Annotated in this window: 18 protein-coding genes; 10 read left to right on the top strand and 8 right to left on the bottom strand. The window is 30.2% G+C overall.

Annotated features, from left to right (window positions below):
* Window positions 1-21: 21 nt before the first annotated feature.
* The 3 genes from H0I23_RS07040 to H0I23_RS07050 all read right to left on the bottom strand — a co-directional run bounded on the left by H0I23_RS07040 (window position 22) and on the right by H0I23_RS07050 (window position 4,761).
* The gene (locus H0I23_RS07040) at window positions 22-1,827 is read right to left on the bottom strand and encodes a cytochrome-c peroxidase (RefSeq protein ID WP_216785750.1); all 1,806 of its coding nucleotides are present in this window, start codon (window positions 1,825-1,827) and stop codon (window positions 22-24) included.
* Between the two features lie 69 nt (window positions 1,828-1,896).
* Window positions 1,897-3,429, bottom strand: coding sequence for a PhoX family protein (locus H0I23_RS07045; RefSeq protein WP_216785751.1), 1,533 nt, complete (start codon window positions 3,427-3,429; stop codon window positions 1,897-1,899).
* Window positions 3,430-3,621: 192 nt separating this feature from the next.
* Entirely contained in the window at window positions 3,622-4,761 is a 1,140-nt protein-coding gene (locus tag H0I23_RS07050; RefSeq protein WP_216785752.1) for a Gfo/Idh/MocA family protein, read from the bottom strand.
* Window positions 4,762-4,875: 114 nt separating this feature from the next.
* On the opposite strand from H0I23_RS07050, the gene H0I23_RS07055 reads away from it, so the two are divergent.
* From H0I23_RS07055 to H0I23_RS07095, 9 genes are all read left to right on the top strand, one after another.
* Complete coding sequence (locus tag H0I23_RS07055; protein WP_216785753.1) at window positions 4,876-5,319, top strand: hypothetical protein; 444 nt, start codon at window positions 4,876-4,878, stop codon at window positions 5,317-5,319.
* 6 nt (window positions 5,320-5,325) lie between these two features.
* Window positions 5,326-6,009, top strand: a complete 684-nt coding sequence (locus H0I23_RS07060; protein WP_216785754.1) for an SGNH/GDSL hydrolase family protein — start codon at window positions 5,326-5,328, stop codon at window positions 6,007-6,009.
* Between the two features lie 18 nt (window positions 6,010-6,027).
* Window positions 6,028-7,035 (top strand): glycosyltransferase family 2 protein, encoded by a 1,008-nt coding sequence (locus tag H0I23_RS07065; RefSeq protein WP_216785755.1) that lies wholly within the window; start codon window positions 6,028-6,030, stop codon window positions 7,033-7,035.
* Between the two features lie 17 nt (window positions 7,036-7,052).
* Complete coding sequence (locus H0I23_RS07070; protein ID WP_216785756.1) at window positions 7,053-7,403, top strand: ribose-5-phosphate isomerase; 351 nt, start codon at window positions 7,053-7,055, stop codon at window positions 7,401-7,403.
* 72 nt (window positions 7,404-7,475) lie between these two features.
* Window positions 7,476-9,395, top strand: coding sequence for a BatA domain-containing protein (locus H0I23_RS07075; protein ID WP_216785757.1), 1,920 nt, complete (start codon window positions 7,476-7,478; stop codon window positions 9,393-9,395).
* Complete coding sequence (locus H0I23_RS07080) at window positions 9,392-10,648, top strand: dihydroorotase family protein (RefSeq protein WP_216785758.1); 1,257 nt, start codon at window positions 9,392-9,394, stop codon at window positions 10,646-10,648. The genes H0I23_RS07075 and H0I23_RS07080 overlap by 4 nt, the downstream gene beginning before the upstream one ends.
* Window positions 10,649-10,695: 47 nt before the next feature.
* Entirely contained in the window at window positions 10,696-11,013 is a 318-nt protein-coding gene (locus tag H0I23_RS07085; RefSeq protein WP_216785759.1) for a DUF4870 domain-containing protein, read from the top strand.
* A 91-nt stretch (window positions 11,014-11,104) separates the two neighbouring features.
* A complete protein-coding gene (locus tag H0I23_RS07090; protein ID WP_216785760.1) occupies window positions 11,105-11,425 on the top strand; it encodes a hypothetical protein in 321 nt (106 codons plus the stop codon).
* A gap of 24 nt (window positions 11,426-11,449) precedes the next feature.
* Window positions 11,450-12,109 (top strand): alpha/beta hydrolase, encoded by a 660-nt coding sequence (locus H0I23_RS07095; RefSeq protein WP_216785761.1) that lies wholly within the window; start codon window positions 11,450-11,452, stop codon window positions 12,107-12,109.
* Between the two features lie 13 nt (window positions 12,110-12,122).
* Here H0I23_RS07095 and H0I23_RS07100 read toward each other — a convergent pair whose 3' ends face one another.
* The gene (locus H0I23_RS07100) at window positions 12,123-12,848 is read right to left on the bottom strand and encodes a CPBP family intramembrane glutamic endopeptidase (RefSeq protein ID WP_216785762.1); all 726 of its coding nucleotides are present in this window, start codon (window positions 12,846-12,848) and stop codon (window positions 12,123-12,125) included.
* Between the two features lie 83 nt (window positions 12,849-12,931).
* Complete coding sequence (locus H0I23_RS07105; protein WP_216785763.1) at window positions 12,932-13,933, bottom strand: alpha/beta fold hydrolase; 1,002 nt, start codon at window positions 13,931-13,933, stop codon at window positions 12,932-12,934.
* A 306-nt stretch (window positions 13,934-14,239) separates the two neighbouring features.
* Between H0I23_RS07105 and H0I23_RS07110 the strand changes: the two genes are divergently transcribed.
* Entirely contained in the window at window positions 14,240-14,632 is a 393-nt protein-coding gene (locus H0I23_RS07110; RefSeq protein ID WP_216785764.1) for a hypothetical protein, read from the top strand.
* Window positions 14,633-14,660: 28 nt separating this feature from the next.
* Here the strand turns inward: H0I23_RS07110 and H0I23_RS07115 are convergent, their stop codons facing one another.
* The 3 genes from H0I23_RS07115 to H0I23_RS07125 form a co-directional block, all read right to left on the bottom strand.
* Window positions 14,661-15,437 (bottom strand): hypothetical protein, encoded by a 777-nt coding sequence (locus tag H0I23_RS07115; RefSeq protein ID WP_216785765.1) that lies wholly within the window; start codon window positions 15,435-15,437, stop codon window positions 14,661-14,663.
* 71 nt (window positions 15,438-15,508) lie between these two features.
* On the bottom strand, window positions 15,509-15,874 hold the full coding sequence (locus H0I23_RS07120; protein ID WP_216785766.1) for a hypothetical protein: 366 nt from the start codon (window positions 15,872-15,874) through the stop codon (window positions 15,509-15,511).
* 167 nt (window positions 15,875-16,041) lie between these two features.
* A complete protein-coding gene (locus H0I23_RS07125) occupies window positions 16,042-16,476 on the bottom strand; it encodes a hypothetical protein (protein ID WP_216785767.1) in 435 nt (144 codons plus the stop codon).
* Between the last annotated feature and the right edge of the window lie 101 nt (window positions 16,477-16,577).

The raw sequence follows: 16,577 nt of genomic DNA on the forward strand, positions 1-16,577 counted from the left end.
TAGGAATACTAGTTATTTTATTTAATATGTTTTTACAGTAACATCCGTCAATGTTTCCATAAAAGCAACCAATGCTTGCTGTTCTTTATCTGTTAAATTTAACATATCAAAAGGTAGTGTTTGGTGAGCTACATCAAAACCTAAACCTGCACCACCTCCTTTATTGTAAAAATCGACAACCTCATCTAACGTGTTATATGCACCATTATGCATATAAGGTGCTGTTAGTGCTACATTACGTACTGTTGGCGTTTTAAACATGCCTTTATGCAAAGGTTCGTTATACATCGAATAAAAACCTGTATCTGAATCTAACTCTTTATTAGCTGCTGTTTTTGCAACACCAATAACCTCTTTCTCTGTTTCTGTAAAAAAAGGAGGTACTGTCCCATTTGTTAATGGCATAAAATGACATGTAGCGCAAAGTGCTTTTCCCATAAAAAGGTTTAAACCATCTTTCTCTTCTTGTGTATAGGTTTCTTCTTCTGCTCGTATATTTTTATCAAACTTAGAATTAAAACTTTTTAATGTGGATACATACGCTGATATTGCTCGAATAATTTCAACATTCTTAGTGGGTATCTTGCCAAAAGCATCTTTAAATAATGTATGATAAGAACTGTCTTTCAATATTTCTGTAGAAAATTGATGTACACTAGAATCAAACTCTTTATCGTTAGAAAAAACTGCTGAAATCTGATCATCTAACGTTGGTGATCTACCATCCCAGAAAAAAGCTTTTTGATAAATTGAATTTAAAAGTGTTGGCGAGTTTCTTTCTAGTGGGTTATTATTATTGTCTTTATTAACTTTTAAACCATCTGCATAGCCTTTATTTGGATCGTGACAGGTTATGCACGCCATTTTCTTATTCAGAGATAAGTTTTTATCTTCAAATAATTTTTCACCTAATGCTATTTCCGCCTTTGAAGGATTTCTATTTACTACAGGTAAAAAATGATTTGTATTAAATGTATTAGGTTCAAAAAAAGTAGGCGCATCAAAGTTAAAAACCTTATTATCTATTCCTTCCCACAAACCACTTTCTTTTCTAACCGCTACCCAGTTTCTTGTTATTGGATTAAAATAGTCTCTTATAAAAGTATATCTATCAAAAGAATCAAAATCAGGATTCGCTTTTATATAAGTCACGGCCCTATTTATGTTTTCTATTAATTGATTGTTTAATTCTAAATTTTCTTTAATAATACTTGATTGAATCGTAAGCTCATAAATTTCTTTTAAACTGATTAAAGAAACTGCACTTTCATTAATTCCGAAATGACTAACTGGTGTATCAAAGCCAGATATACTATGACTTACAATACGCAACAACTGTTCGTGTGTTGCTATAAAAAAACGTTGTGCATTTAATGGCCTTTTGACCATATATTTTTGAAGATTTTGCAATAAACCTTTTGTAATATTTAGCTCTGCCAAATATATATTCTCATCCTCTCCATCAAATATGCTTTCTTCTATTTTCTGCAAGCCATAAGGCATAAGTACTTTACCCGTATCTTCGGCGTAAATAGGTAATGCTGGGCCATTAATTCTGTGCCCAACACTCGGTTTTAAATACGATACAAAAGGTTCTGCTTTTTTAAATGAAAGTCTAAGTTTTTTAAACACCAGTTTGGATGCTTCCGTATTGGTTTTGAGTAAAATAAGAGAATCTATTTCTATTATTGCTTGGGTAATATTTTTTAAATAATACTCATGTGCCAAACTAAAATCAACCGTATTTATAGGAATCAATTTTTCGGGTTCTTGTTTGCATCCGATCAAACAAAATAATAAGACAAAACTCCATATATATTTTAACATAAAATGCTTTTTTTTAAAACAAAGAAAACCTCCAACAATGTTGGAGGTTCTCAGTAACTAATTATAATTTTATCTAGGTAAACCTTTTAATAATACAATTTGCCCACCTTGGTTATGTGGTAAACCATCTACTACAAAAGAATCACTTTGCCAGTAGTGTGGTTGTAAGTTTAGCATAAATGTATCTGGCTCTCCTATTTTATCAGAAATATCAATTAAAGCTCCAAACTCACCACTAAAACCTGTACTTCCGTTAGGATTTAAATCTTGACGAATAACTAACTCCAAAACTACTTTAGAATTATCACCATTCAAATTTGTTTGATAAATATATGCTGCATGACCTCTATCGAAAGAGTTTGGGTCTTCTTGGTAGTATACAAAGTTCTCCGTTACACATATATTATCTGGGCTTTGTAATAATGCATTATTTCCGTCCGCATTATTTGTATCTGTATTACCGCTGACTATCTGAGTTAATTTACCTGTTAATGGAGAGTCCTGATCTAACTCTAATTTATAAACTGTACCCCAATCGTTATATGTACCTGCACCTGGCCCTCTACCTGTTACAGCAAAAAATACATTTCTTCCATTAGCATCAGAACCTTTTTGGTAATCAAGATCTTCAACTCTCATAAAACCTGAAGCTTGAACCGCAACACAAGCATCTTCCATTTCATCTTTGGTCATTGCTGCACCGTTTTCGATTTCAACAAATTCAACATCGTAAGAAACTTTAATATCCAAATTTCCTTCATTATAAATAGTACCAGCGGTAACATCTTCTAAACCACCTGCACCATCAGAAACTTGCTTAAAGCGTAACACATAAATTTTACCATCTGTTAAGTCTGCATCTCCATTTTCTGAATAGTATAAAGATACTTGCCCTTCAGAATAGCTAGAGTCATCATCACCACCAATAATAACCGTTTTGCCTGTATATGCATCTTTTGGTAATGGTACTGCATTTTCCCAAGAGAATTCTCCCAAAGCATCTAAACCAAAATCAGCCGTTGGCGTTGGCGTAGCTATATAAGGGTCAATAGCTTTTACATCGTAATTAATACTTTCAGAAGCAGATAAGAAAATATCTTGTGTTCCACCATGTATAGCGGCTTCCCACATTGTACCAGAACATTGGCGAGCTTCATCAGCAACGGCATCTGTTAGTAACCAATCTCCACCTGTTGGGTTCATATTAGCATCAAAACGAATTCTAGAAACAGCATGATCATCTTCTGCATTTACTACATAAATGTAACCGTCTCCATCTTTTAAGAAACCAGCACCATCTTGTGCGCCTAATAATTTGAATCCATCAGCAAGTTCATCAGTAGAACTTATTAAAGAATATGCCTTTACAAAGTTAAATTGAGATTGTATTGCTACTAAAGGTTCTAGTGACGATTTGTTTTCGAAAATTGTTTGTGAAGGTGTAAAATCATCTCCATCTTCACCATTTTCTCCGTTAGTTCCATCTTTTCCATCAACACCGTTTATTCCATCAATACCATCTTCAGGATTACAGCTGTTAAAAGTTACACCCATTGCTGAAAGCAACAAGGCGCTAAATACTAGTTTTTTTAAAGTTTTCATAATATAGTTTATTGGATATTTTTCTCGTGTCCAAAACTATTTAGAAACCTTTGAAGCTATGTTAACTCAGTATTTAGCTTTTATTACCTGTGTTTTATATAAATGTTAAGATGTTATGTAGGTGTTAGATTAAACACCCTTTAAGTTTTCTTTTATGTTAATTTAAAAATTAACAATTTGATATCCAAACTGTTATACTTTCACTAGTCCTAAACCACCTAAATCTAGATTTATTTTTTTATTCCCCTCAGCTATAGATTTGTAGATTGCTTCTATAATTATCAAATCTCTTTTACCCATTTCGCCAGGCGCAACATTTGGAGTGCCTTGCAAAATATGTTTAGAAAAATCATCCATTTGAAGTTTTTGTTGACTCTCGTGAGGAAATTTAATTTCATCTCCATTTGACGTTGCCCCACTCAATGGTCCATAATTGTTAGCTGGTTCTAATTTAAACCAACCTTTTGTACACGTGGCATGTAGGTTATTGGTGTTAGCATTATGAGAAGTGAATATGTTACCAACTGCTCCTGAAGCAAATTCAAACTGTGCCGTAATCGTTTCATCTGTATCTTTAAAATAATCTGGTCTTGTACTAAACTCTTGCGCGGTAACATTAATTGGGTTTTCTCCTGTTCCATAAATTACACTCTGTACTGCATAAATTCCCATATTCATTAATGCACCACCACCTGATAATTTTTTATTTAATCTCCATTGATCTGGATTAGAAGTAGACGAGTACCCTGCATTTGCTGAAATATAATTTACACTACCAAATGTTTTTTCTTTTACAAATCTTTTTACTTCTTGTGTATAAGGTTCTGATTGTAGTCGATACCCTACACCTAGTTTCACACCTGCCTTGTTACAAGCGTCTAGTATTACATCACACTCTTTTACACTTATTGCCATAGGCTTTTCGCAAATTACATGTTTACCTGCCTTTGCTGCTCTTATACAAAAATCTGTATGCATAGCATTTGGTAATACCACGTATACAATATCTATAGCATCATTATCTTTAATAGCATCAAAATTATCATAATTGTAAATATTCTTTTTATCAATAGTATATTTTTCTGCCCAAATCTTTTCTTTTTCGGGAGTTCCTGTAACAATGCCTCTTAGCTCACAAAAATTTGTATCTAATAATGCTGGCGCTAATTGGTATGTACTATAAGAACCTAAGCCAACTAATGCTACACCTAGCTTTTTATTTTTAAAATCTGTTTTTTTACCATAAACTAATGGAGCAGCAGATAAAAGCATTGCACCTCCTAATCCTTTTGATAAAGTTGCATTAAATGATCTGCGTGACAATTTACTCATGGCCGTGTGCTTTAAAGTTAATAATTAAGCTATCTTTTGCTAAAATTAAAAAAATATTTTTTTGTTCAGCAAAATAAAATAATAGTAACTTGTCAGAATAGAAATTTTTATTTTATGTTTTTTAAAACTTTAAACATTATTCATGTTTTTTTAGTCTTAGGTTTGGCTGCTTTAGGTGCTGCTTCTTTCTTTTTTGGAGTAGGCTTTGTCAATCAATTTTCGATGAGTGGTGACGTCTATATTTATATTATACCTACACTCGCTTTATTAGGTTATTTTACTAGTAATTATATATTTAGAAAACAACTTAGCACTATTGACAGAAAAGAATCATTGCAATCAAAACAAGCAAAATACCAATCTGCTGTTATTTTAAAATATGCTTTTATTGAAGGACCTGCATTGTTTGCTTTTATGCAATTTATGAATCAAGGTTATACTTTATACTTTACTATTGGAGCTTGTTTAACTATCTATTTAGCTAGTCTTAAACCTAGTAAAAGCAAAGTTGTTGAAGAGTTACAATTAAATAATAAAGAACAAGAAGAATTAAAGTAACATATAATGAAAAAGCTACTATTAAAACTATCTACTTTTTTACTACTGACTACTAATACTATGCAAAGTCAAGACTGGCCTAATTTTAATAAGTTTAAAGATGCTAATACAAGAATAGGTGTACCTGCAGAAAATGAAAATCGTGTCGTTTTTATGGGAAATTCTATTACTGAAGGGTGGATTAACTACGGAAATCCAGAGCTCTTTTCTAAAAATCCATATATTAACAGAGGAATTAGCGGACAAACAACTCCACAAATGTTAGTGCGATTTAGAGCTGATGTTATTGCTTTAAAACCTAAAGCTGTGGTAATTTTAGCTGGTATTAATGATATTGCTGAAAACACAGGGCCTACCACTCTACAAATGATACAAGACAACTTGGTTTCTATGGCTGAACTGGCAAAAGCAAACCAAATAAAAGTTATTCTATCTTCTATATTACCTGCAAATAAATTTAATTGGAATCCGAAAATTTACCCTGCAGATAAAGTTATTGAAATGAATATTTTTATAAAAAAATATGCTGAAGAAAATGATTGTATTTATCTAGATTATTACACATCATTAGTTGATGATAAAAAAGGCATGAAAAAAGAATATTCTGATGATGGTGTACACCCCACAAAGGCAGGTTATGCTGTAATGACCTCTTTAGTAGAAAAAGCAATCGCAAAAGCCTTAAAATAACTAACTCAGATTGCAATAATGCAAAATCCATTAGTAAGTATTGTTATCCCTTTTAAAAATACAGAAACCTATATAACAGACTGTTTAGAATCGATTGAGAAGCAAACCTATGTAGATTTTGAGGTTTTAGCTGTCGATGATGGGTCTACAGATGATAGTAGAGCTATTACCAAATATTTCAGCACTAAAGATGCTCGTTTTAAGGTTTTTGAAAATACTGGAAAAGGAATTATTGATGCATTACAACTCGCCTACTCCAAAGCTTCTGGAACATTTGTAACGAGAATGGATTCTGATGATATTATGATTCTCAATAAATTAGAAATAATGGTGAATTCTTTACTTGCAAATGGTAAAGGCCATATTGCTGTTGGGCAAGTAAACTATTTTTCTAAAGACGGAGTCAACGATGGTTATTTAAAATATGAAAAATGGTTAAATCAATTAATAGAAAAAGGCACAAATTATTCTGAAATTTATAAAGAATGTGTAATTCCGTCTCCTTCATGGATGGCTTACACCAGCGATTTTGATGCTTGTGGTGGTTTCACACATAATACGTACCCCGAAGATTATGATTTAGCATTTCGATTTTACGAACATCAATTAAAGTGTATTCCGTGTACAGAAGTAGTACACCGTTGGAGAGATTATAGCACGAGAACGTCTAGGACAAGTGATCATTATGCCGAAAATCATTTTCTAGACTTAAAACTTGATTATTTTCTAAAACTTGATCATACCGCTACTTCTAATTTAATAGTTTGGGGAGCTGGTAAAAAGGGAAAGAAAATAGCAACGAAACTTATTGGTAAAAATATACCATTTACTTGGGTATGTGATAATGAAAAAAAAATAGGGAAAGATATTTATGGCCTTCTAATGAAATCTTACTCCGTGATTGAAAACTTTACTGAAGTACAAATTATAATTACTGTAGCTAATGAAGGTGATCAAAAATTCATAATCGATTACTTAAAGCAACATCATAAAACAGTAAATAAAGATTACTTTCTTTTCTGTTAAAATAATTTTAAAACACTATGGCAAAAAAGCAGTATCGAGTATATGTTGTTGAATTAAACAAAAGAGTGTTTTCTGATAACACCAAATTCCGTTTAGCAAACCCACAATTTAATGGTGTGTTAGAGTGTTTGTACGTAGGTATGACGGTAAAGACCGCCAAAGAGCGTTTTGAGCAACATAAAACAGGTTATATTAATAAAAAAGGACACAAACTTTCTTCTAATATTGTAGAGAAATATGGTGCTTACCTTCGCCCTAGTTTATACAACCACATTGCACCAATGGATACCAGAGCGGAAGCTCTAGCTATGGAAGAAAAATTAGCTTTAGAGCTCAGACGAAAAAGATATGCGGTTTGGTTCAATTAAAATACAAATCTCAACAAAACTGCGTAACATTTACACTATATTTTAATTATATTTGTCAAACAAAACTAGGGAATGCAATTTAAAAATCCAGAAATACTTTGGGCTCTATTACTTCTAATCATTCCTATTTTAATTCACCTATTTCAATTACGTAGATTTAAAAAAACACCTTTTACCAACGTTAAAATGTTGCAGAAAGTGATTGCTGAATCACGTAAAACAAAATCTATAAAAAAGTGGCTTTTGCTTTTTACAAGACTTTTGCTATTTACAGCTTTAATTATAGCCTTTGCACAGCCTTTTTTTGCCAAAGAAACAGCTTTACTCGAAAAAGAAACCGTTATTTATTTAGATAACTCTTTTAGTATGCAAGCCAAAAAAGGGAATACTAGTTTACTTGAACAAGCAACTCAAGAGTTATTAAAAAACATTTCTTATCAGAAAAAAATAACTGTATTCACTAACGACAAAACCTTTTTAAACACCACTTTAAAAGATATTCAGAGTGATTTATTGACACTCCCCTTTTCTAAAAAACAATTAGCTTTAAAAGAAGTGAAGTTAAAAGCAGAAACGCTTTTTAGTCGTCAAAAAAATACGGTAAAGAATTTAATTTTAATATCCGATTTTCAAAAAACAGATACTAAACCTGTTTTAGATACTACAAAAACAATACAAACCCATATAATACAATTGCGTGCTAGTAAGCTAGTAAATATTGCTGTAGATAGTATTTACGTTTCTAAAGACTTAGGTGAAACTTTAGAAATTACTACCAATTTAAGTTCTTCGTCAGCTATTGAAAATACTCCTGTATCTATTTATAATGCTGAAAAATTAATTGCCAAAACATCTGCAATATTTAACGATAAAAACAAAGCAACAATTACGTTTACAATTGCTGCTAATGAAACGATTTTAGGAAAGATTTTAATTTCTGATAAAGGGTTAGATTATGATAATCATTTCTATTTCAGTATTAATAAAAAAGACAAAATTAAAGTGTTAAGTATTGGAGAAACAACAACTACTTATCTAAATAAAATATTTACAGATGCTGAATTTGAATATACAAACAACACCCTTAAAGCTATAAACTATAGCTCGTTACAAGATAAAAACCTAATCATTATAAATGAATTAGAGAATATACCTGAAGTATTACAGCAGGCTTTAATTGCTTTTACTAAAAACGGTGGTACTGTTGCTGTAATTCCGAGTATAAATAGTAATTCTAGTTCTTATAACTCTCTATTAAGAAACTACAGTTCAAAAATTTCTCAGAAAGTAAATTACAAACAAGAAATTACAACTATAAATTTTGATCATCCTTTGTATCGTAATGTGTTCGATAAAAAAGTTCAAAATTTTCAATATCCAGAAGTTGAAAGCTATTTTAGAATAAACACTAAAAAATCTTCTATTCTTTCTTTTGTAAACAAAGAGCCATTTTTGGTTGGGAATAAAGGTTTTTACCTGTTTACTTCATCGCTATCTGGTTCTTATTCAAATTTTAAAAACTCTCCTTTAATTGTACCTACATTTTACAAAATGGGTTTAGAAAGCTTACAGCAAGAAAATTTATACAGCTCTCTTAATACCAGCCAAACTATTGATGTAGCCATAAAATTACCAAAAGATGAAGTTTTAAAAATTTCTAAAAAGGATTTTGAGTTTATTCCACAACAACGACCATTTGCGAATAAGGTTTCTTTATATTTTAACGAAGAGCTTTCTGAAGATGGCAATTATAATGTTATTAATAACACTGAAAAACTAAAAAATATTAGCTTTAATTATCCAAGAACTGAAAGTAAATTACAATATCAAGATATACAAACACTACATGCTACTTCAAAACAAGAATCTATTTCTGAACTTTTTAAAGAGTTAGAAAAAGATGATAGAGTGAATGAGCTTTGGAAATGGTTTGTTATTTTAGCACTCGTATTTGCTTTGATTGAAATTGGTATTCAAAAAATTTTTAAATGAACATACTTTTAAAAGCGGCCAAAATAGTAGATAATTCTAATAAGGAGCTACATCTAAAAAAAAGAGATATTCTTATTAAAAACGGAATTATAGAAAAGATAGCTGCAACCATAACACCTGAAAAGGAAACTAAAGTTATTGTTTTAGATAATCTTCATGTTTCTGTTGGTTGGTTTGATAGTAGTGTTGCTTTTGGAGAGCCTGGTTATGAACAAAGAGAAACTATTGAAAATGGTTTATTAACTGCTGCTAAAGCTGGTTTTACTGATATTGTTTTAAACCCGAATACGAACCCTATTCCAGATTCTAGTTCTCATATTGTTTTCTTAAAAAATGCAGCTAAAAATCAGATTACACGTTTACATCCTTTAGGGGCTTTAACTGTAAAATCAGAAGGAGAAGTATTAGCAGAGCTTTTTGACATGAAAAATGCAGGAGCAGTAGCTTATAACGATTTTAAACACCCTATAACAAACTCTAACCTTTTAAAAATTGCTTTACAATATACCCAAGGGTTTGATGGCTTAGTATATTCTTTCCCTATTGATGTTCAAATAGCGGGTAAGGGTGTTGTAAATGAAGATAAAACTTCAACAAAACTAGGTTTAAAAGGCATACCACCTTTAGCCGAAGATTTACAAATTGCTAGAGATCTATTAATATTAGAATATACTGGAGGTAAATTACACATCCCTACAATTTCTACAGCAAACGCTGTTATGTTAATTGCAGCAGCTAAAAAGAAAGGATTAGATGTAAGTTGTAGTGTTGCAATACATAATCTATTTTTTACAGATGATGTTTTAGTCGAGTTTGATACAAATTTTAAAGTTATGCCACCTTTACGTACTAAAAATGATGTGAAAGCATTACTAAAAGGCGTAAAAGAAGGAACTATTGATTTTGTTACTAGCGACCACACCCCTATTGATACTGAAGAAAAAATTATAGAATTTGATAATGCTGCATTCGGCACCACTGGTTTAGAAAATGCTTTTGGTATTTTAAACCAATTATTTGACTTAGAGACAACGATAGATCTATTAAGTAAAGGCCGTGAACGCTATAAAATAGCTACACAAAAAATAGTTGAAGGAAAAAACGTTTGTTTAACCTTGTTCAATCCTGATGAAACCTATGTGTTTGAAAAAGAGCAGATAAACTCAATAAGTAAAAATAATGCTTACCTTGGCACTAAACATAAAGGTAAAGTATATGGAATTATTTCAGACAATGAAATACTATATTCATAACTTTTAAGTTAATAGTACAGTATAATAACCAAACCCTAAAATAAATTATGGATCAAACAACTAAAGAACAAGGTAAAACAATGGCTATCATTAGCTATATTACATTAATTGGCTTGATTATTGCCTATTTTTCAAATAAAGGAGATAAAAAAAATGAATTTGTATCTTTCCATATTGGACAATCATTTAGAATTGTAATATTCTCTATTATTCTTTCAATTGTAACAGGTATTTTAGTTAGTGTTACTGGAATCGCATTTTTAAGTTACCTTACTTACTTACCACTAGTACTTTTAGTATTAGGTGCAATTAACGCTAGTAATTTAAAAGAAGAAAAAGTTCCTGTAATCGGAGCTATAGGATAGTACATTCTATAAAAAAATTTATAATGAAAAAGGCTTCAAATTATGAAGCCTTTTTTTTGTGCAATACTTTAAGTAAACCTAAATTTGAACCATGGAAAAAATTGAAGGAAAAAACACTGCGATTATTGCTTATTTAACTATGCTTGGGGCCCTAATAGCCTTAAGTTTTAATAATGAGCCTCAACATGATTTTGCTCGTTTCCATACCCGACAAGCTTTTGGTTTGCATTTAATTTTTTTCGCATTTGCTATATTAATTAGCCAATGGGGTGGCGAATATGCTTTTTATGGTTTGTATATATTTTATGTTGTTTTATGGGGCTATGGCTTTACTGGAGCTATTACAGGTAAAAAACAAGAAATGCCAATTGTAGGTCCTTTTTTTCAAAAATGGTTTACATTTATAAAATAATATTATTTTAAGTACCCTATATTCATGCAAGTAAAAGAATTATCTCTTCAGCACATTATAAAACCAGCAATTAAACCTAGTAAAAAAACACCGGTACTCTTTATGTTACACGGTTATGGTAGTAATGAAGAAGATTTATTTTCATTTGCAGCTGAACTTCCTGATGATGTTTTTATCATATCTGTTAGAGCACCCTATGCAATGCAACCTTATGGCAATGCTTGGTATGCTATAAATTTTGATGCTGAAAAAGGTAAATGGAGCGATGATGAACAAGCAAAAGAATCTAGAGATAAAATAAGTGATTTTATTACAGAAGCTTGTGATGCCTATAATTTAGATAGTGAAAATGTTACCCTTTTAGGTTTTAGTCAAGGTACTATTTTAAGTTATGCAGTTTCGTTATCATACCCCGAAAAAGTGAAACGTGTAATTGCTTTAAGTGGTTATATTAATGAGAATATTTTGGTGAACTCATATCAAAATAATGATTTTAAAAACTTGAGTTTTTATATTTCTCATGGCTCTGTTGATCAAGTTATACCTATTGATTGGGCTGCTAAAGCTCCTAAATTTTTAAAAGAATTGAATATCAAAAATACATATGAAGAGTTTCCGATTGGACATGGTGTATCTCCTCAAAATTTTTATTCTTTAAAAAAATGGTTAGAAACTAATTCATAGTTTCATCTAGTAATTACATCAGTCTTATTAAAAAATTCATCATATTAATTACATTATGACCCAAAATGGGTAAAATTAAATTTCCTGAAAATTTTCTTAAAACGGTAAGGCTAAACGATGAAATTAAAGTTAAATAAACTATTGTAGCTATATCATAATGAATTTCAAAAGACTCCGTTAGTATAATACCATGAGCAACACCAAATAAAACGGTAACTATAATAAAGCTCCACCCAAAAGGTACTCCTTTTATCATTTTTGAAGAAACAAAAGCTTTACTCAAAAGCCATAAATAAATTCCTCTATAGAGTATCTCTTCAGTTAAGCCAGGCATTGTTGCTTGAAAAATAAAAGATTCTAAATCAAATTCTCCTCCTTTTGGAAAAGCAATGAATTTAAAAATAAAATCGAAAATTAAAAAACCGATAAAAATTAAAACACCAAGTTTTGTTCTTCTGTTAAAACTAGTAGTAAAACCTATATCTTTCTTTATCTCTTTAGAATTGAAAAGAATAAATGTAAGACTCAATAGTAAACTTGAAATCTTCCCATCCCAATTCCACCTTAAATCAGGTAGCACTACTTTCATAAAATCAAGAGAGTTTAAATAACAATCTAAAAGAAAATAAACTACAAATACTACTACATATTTAAATTCTGTTTTCTCTGATTTTATATAAGCTATTATAAATAATGGTGAAATAATAAGTAACCAAAGTAAAGGTGTCCACAATGACATAATCGTATATTTTTCTTTATGACGATTCTTTTAAAAATTTGTTACAAACGAAAAATATATTTTTAAGAAAAAATCAACCTTAATTAATTATTCAAAAATGTTATTAAAGGTTTTATAAAATTTTCAAAAACTTCAATATGAGGTAAATGACCAACATCATCTAACGTTACTAATTTCGAATTTGGAATCGCTTTTTGGGTTTCTTTACCTAACTCATTATATAAGCCCATTGTTTTTCTAACTTCTTCTGAAACTAATGGTTTTCCTAAAGCAGTTCTATCTCTAGTACCAATTATCAATAACGTAGGAGACGTTATATTTTTAAACTCATATACGACAGGTTGTGTAAAAATCATATCATACGTTAATGCTGCATTCCAAGAAATGGTTTCATAATCAGAGTTTAATGTCCAACCTGCTAATAAGTTAACCCATTGGTCGTATTCTGGCTTCCATTTATTATCGTAATAATTTACTAATTGATATTTTTTAATGCCTTCGTAGTTTTTCTTAAGTTCGTTATTATACCACCACTCTACTGGTTTATAAGGCACTTTTAACTTCCAATCTTCCAAACCTATAGGGTTTTCTAAAATTAATTTCTCAGTAGTTTCTGGGTACATTAAAGCAAAACGTGTTGCTAGCATACCACCCATCGAATGCCCTAAAATAGCCGATTTTTCAATCTTCAGCGTATCTAATAATTCTTTTGTGTTTTGAGCAAGTTGTTGAAAAGTATAGTGGAAATGGTCTAGTTTAGATGATTTTCCGAAACCAATTTGATCTGGCACAATAACACGAAAACCTTCTTGAGTTAGAGCTTCAATTGTAGTTTTCCAATAAGCCCCATTAAAATTTTTACCGTGAATTAACACAATGTTTTTCCCATTGTAATTATCAGGCTTCACATCCATATAAGCCATTTTTAGCTCTTGGTTTTGTATGTTTAGCTCTAATTTTTTGACTGGAAAAGGATATTGATAATTTGCCAATTCAATATCTAACCATTGTAAACTATCGTTTTGTGCTGTACTCAACTGGGTACATAAGATGACTAAAAGTAATCCGATTATGTTCTTTTTCATTTTCTTAAGTTCTAATTTGTATTAATTCTTGTTCCAATGCTAACTTTCTGTTTTTTTGAGCTGTAATTAGCTTGCTTTGTAGTAATTCATTCTTTCTATAATAAGTTATAAAATATGGTATTTGATCTGATAAGCAAGTATACACAGACAAATTTCTTTTAAATTTATGGGCAATGGCACGCTTATTATTGTAAAGTTCTGTTAAATAAATTTCACTAATGTTTATAAAATTTAGCGTTCTAAAGTACAGCTCAGGCAGGCAAATTAAATTAATAGCCTTACTTTTGAAGCATTAAAATTTAAAGTATGCTCTACCACGATACATTTATCCTTTTCTGGGAACAAGTTCAAGAAAGTGTTCAAGAAGGTCGTTTTGCCAAGTTAACTATGGCTAAAACTATTGGTAAACCTGATTTGAAGAATATTTTCTTAAGACCTGTGTATTCTGACGATGGTTTTAAAGTTTTACTTAAGTTTAGATACCGATCTAGAGAAACTGAAGATCAAGAAAATGAGGTTACATTAGAAGAAGCTTTTACAACCTTAAAACCGTATCTAAAAAAGTCTTTTTCGTCTGTTATTTTATTTACAACAACGAAAGATGTTACGTTTAAAATCAATAAAAAAGGCGTTGGTACTATTATCGAAAATGTACCAACATTTCAGTTTGTTACTCAGGCTCAGAATGATGCTGAATAGCTTTTAATACACATTTATTTAAGTAGTCTTAAAACTCTAAACTTTCTGTATATTTTATAAAAAAGTAATTTTTACTTTTCACAATATCTATCATTTTATTTGGTATGCTATCTTGTGAGTTATATAGTTTCATTACATCTAAAACTAATGTTTCAGCTTGCTTTTCACCTAAAGGTGTATCTCTTATAAAACCCAATAGAGAAGCTCCTATACCAAATAATTCATAATTGTATGTTTCGTATAAGTATTTTGCCACTGCATAATTTTCAAAAGGGTTTAAATCACATGTAAAGTAACCATTCGGAAAACCACAAATAGCTTCGTACGAATTACGTACAGGCACTAATTTTAATAGTATATACTCGTCTAAATACGGTAAGGGCGTCTTGTTTATTTTTTCAAGAGTTACCATTTCCTCTTCATCAATTTTTAACCCTCTTTTACAAGCTGATGAAAAATCAATATTTTTGGTTTGCTTTATAAAATTCTCTTTTCTTATAAAAAATTCTGATGGAGTTGAAAGATAACCTAAGTGTTCACCATCTTCAAAAGCAACAGAATCTACCTCAGATAAATCATACCCGTCTGTATCATCAATATTATGCGACATTGCCGCATGAGAGCTTGTATATTCTGCTTGGCTTATATCATCTAACGTTAAAATAACAGTTTTACCTATATTATTTTTTTTGAATTTTTGATATACATCCAATAATGTATCAAAAGAACTACAATTTTTAATTAAACAGCTTTCAAACAATATTTCGTTACTTGTTTGGTTTGATTTTAGTTTTTCAATTTTCATTATTCAAATTTTAATCTTAACTATTGTTCTCTGTTTTCTTTTTAAAAGTAGGTTGTAATTGATAAAAAAGGCTATTTACCATATTCAACAAGTTGTTGTTCCGTCAAATCCACTAAACTTTCATCAATAAAGGTCTCTTTAACTCCAACTCCAGAGAATAGCTCAAATAAAATTCGCTTTTCTATGCTTGAAAGGCCGCCTTCTGATAATTCCATTTGTTGAATAATACCAACCGAATTTTTAAGAGAAAGTCCATTCTTTTTAAATACATTACTTATAAACTTTTCAGCGGTGTTAAAGTCTGCAATTAAAAGCCGTTGGTTGTTATACTTTATCTCCGAAGTTTCAGAGATAGATTTTTTATGTATTAAATCTATAATCTCAATACGATTTACGTATAATTTGATGTAATATTTTTTTTTGCTAAAAAATCCCAATTTAGTATCTGATTAATGTTAATGTAATAAAGCTAAATAGACTAATATGTAAAATAAATTAAAACATTAAGTATTGAAAATAAAGTAAGAAATCATTCAATTTTAAATGAATACATAGACTAAGTCAATTTTGCCTTACCAAACTACACAAAGCTTAAACTTATACATTAATTTTTCATTGCATTTTGATACTCTAAAATAAATTTACGTAACATATCTTTCAGTTCAAGTTTACTTTTCTTATCCATTTTAATAATGTTAAGCCAAGCTGTACCTATGTTTTTTTCTGAACTAGCAAACTTTTTAATTACAAAATCACGTTCTTTATTTGCATAAAATGTAAGTCCTTTTTTTGTAACTTTAATTTTATCTGCATCAATTTTATCTACCGGAAAAGTTAATTCTATAGCGTGCATTATCTCGTTATAAAAATAAACATTGCCTTGAGTTGCATTTATTTTCGCATAATAATTTCTATTCCCATCACTATGCTGCTCAATATATGCGTTAATTGATTCTACTTGTGTTTGCAATTCTTGAGCTTCACCTTCTTTTACAAATGCGAAAATTAAAAAAATAGTAAGCATTAGTTTTTTGTACATAATAGTTTTTTTTATAAAGTTAACAAAAGGCTATTATCTCAATTTCAAGATAACACATTTACAATACTCAATTTAGTAAATACATCCCGAATATAAAATTT

Origin of the sequence: Cellulophaga sp. HaHaR_3_176, assembly GCF_019021925.1 — a bacterium.
In the GTDB taxonomy this organism is placed as follows: Bacteria; Bacteroidota; Bacteroidia; order Flavobacteriales; family Flavobacteriaceae; genus Cellulophaga.

Bases quoted from the DNA above. Each gene is read 5' to 3' on its own strand.
- H0I23_RS07060 (WP_216785754.1), top strand. From the start codon at position 5,326: ATGAAAAAGCTACTATTAAAACTATCTACTTTTTTACTACTGACTACT.
- H0I23_RS07090 (WP_216785760.1), top strand. From the start codon at position 11,105: ATGGAAAAAATTGAAGGAAAAAACACTGCGATTATTGCTTATTTAACT.
- H0I23_RS07055 (WP_216785753.1), top strand. From the start codon at position 4,876: ATGTTTTTTAAAACTTTAAACATTATTCATGTTTTTTTAGTCTTAGGT.
- H0I23_RS07095 (WP_216785761.1), top strand. From the start codon at position 11,450: ATGCAAGTAAAAGAATTATCTCTTCAGCACATTATAAAACCAGCAATT.
- H0I23_RS07105 (WP_216785763.1), bottom strand. From the start codon at position 13,933: ATGAAAAAGAACATAATCGGATTACTTTTAGTCATCTTATGTACCCAG.
- H0I23_RS07085 (WP_216785759.1), top strand. From the start codon at position 10,696: ATGGATCAAACAACTAAAGAACAAGGTAAAACAATGGCTATCATTAGC.
- H0I23_RS07080 (WP_216785758.1), top strand. From the start codon at position 9,392: ATGAACATACTTTTAAAAGCGGCCAAAATAGTAGATAATTCTAATAAG.
- H0I23_RS07045 (WP_216785751.1), bottom strand. From the start codon at position 3,429: ATGAAAACTTTAAAAAAACTAGTATTTAGCGCCTTGTTGCTTTCAGCA.
- H0I23_RS07040 (WP_216785750.1), bottom strand. From the start codon at position 1,827: ATGTTAAAATATATATGGAGTTTTGTCTTATTATTTTGTTTGATCGGA.
- H0I23_RS07110 (WP_216785764.1), top strand. From the start codon at position 14,240: ATGCTCTACCACGATACATTTATCCTTTTCTGGGAACAAGTTCAAGAA.
- H0I23_RS07075 (WP_216785757.1), top strand. From the start codon at position 7,476: ATGCAATTTAAAAATCCAGAAATACTTTGGGCTCTATTACTTCTAATC.
- H0I23_RS07065 (WP_216785755.1), top strand. From the start codon at position 6,028: ATGCAAAATCCATTAGTAAGTATTGTTATCCCTTTTAAAAATACAGAA.
- H0I23_RS07050 (WP_216785752.1), bottom strand. From the start codon at position 4,761: ATGAGTAAATTGTCACGCAGATCATTTAATGCAACTTTATCAAAAGGA.
- H0I23_RS07100 (WP_216785762.1), bottom strand. From the start codon at position 12,848: ATGTCATTGTGGACACCTTTACTTTGGTTACTTATTATTTCACCATTA.
- H0I23_RS07070 (WP_216785756.1), top strand. From the start codon at position 7,053: ATGGCAAAAAAGCAGTATCGAGTATATGTTGTTGAATTAAACAAAAGA.
- H0I23_RS07115 (WP_216785765.1), bottom strand. From the start codon at position 15,437: ATGAAAATTGAAAAACTAAAATCAAACCAAACAAGTAACGAAATATTG.
- H0I23_RS07125 (WP_216785767.1), bottom strand. From the start codon at position 16,476: ATGTACAAAAAACTAATGCTTACTATTTTTTTAATTTTCGCATTTGTA.